Origin of the sequence: Pantoea dispersa, from assembly GCF_014155765.1 — a bacterium.
GTDB lineage: Bacteria > Pseudomonadota > Gammaproteobacteria > Enterobacterales > Enterobacteriaceae > Pantoea > Pantoea dispersa.
The window spans coordinates 1-609 of sequence record NZ_SCKT01000030.1; the positions used below are offsets into that span (position 1 = coordinate 1).

Below are 609 nucleotides of genomic sequence, written 5' to 3' on the forward strand. Positions count from 1 at the left end.
GGGCATCCACCGTGTACGCTTAGTCGCTTAACCTCACAACCCACAGGCGTTTTGCAACGCTGCAGACTGCAAGCATTTGAGAGACCCGAACGCATCGTGATTTCATTCTTATTACGGAGAATGAATACGACGCGTCGTTTCAAATTTTCAGCTTGTTCCGGATTGTTAAAGAGCAAATACTTCGCAGCACACCGTCACCGGTATACTCTGAAGTAAGTTTCAGTACTGTAATGGTGGAGCTAAGCGGGATCGAACCGCTGACCTCCTGCGTGCAAGGCAGGCGCTCTCCCAGCTGAGCTATAGCCCCATACAGTCACTGCAGAGACCATCTACATCCACTCACCAGGAGTCACGTTTCTCACACGGGAAATGTGATTTCGTCTCAGGCAAGGCATGTTTTCGCGAAGCATAGTGAACTATGCGAGCCGGAAACATAACGCGGCATGAGAAGAAATCTGGTAGGCCTGAGTGGACTTGAACCACCGACCTCACCCTTATCAGGGGTGCGCTCTAACCACCTGAGCTACAAGCCTGTAGAGGTTTTTTCTGCTCGTTACTTTTCTATCAGACAATCTGTGTGAGCACTTCGCGGGAAGGTATCTTCAGGTA

2 tRNA genes are annotated in these 609 nt (G+C 50.1%); both read right to left on the reverse strand.

The features are described 5' to 3' along the window. Window positions 1–231: 231 nt before the first annotated feature. Window positions 232–307, reverse strand: a tRNA-Ala gene (locus H7K56_RS23145). 149 nt (window positions 308–456) lie between these two features. After that, window positions 457–533: transfer RNA gene (locus H7K56_RS23150), tRNA-Ile, on the reverse strand. Between the last annotated feature and the right edge of the window lie 76 nt (window positions 534–609).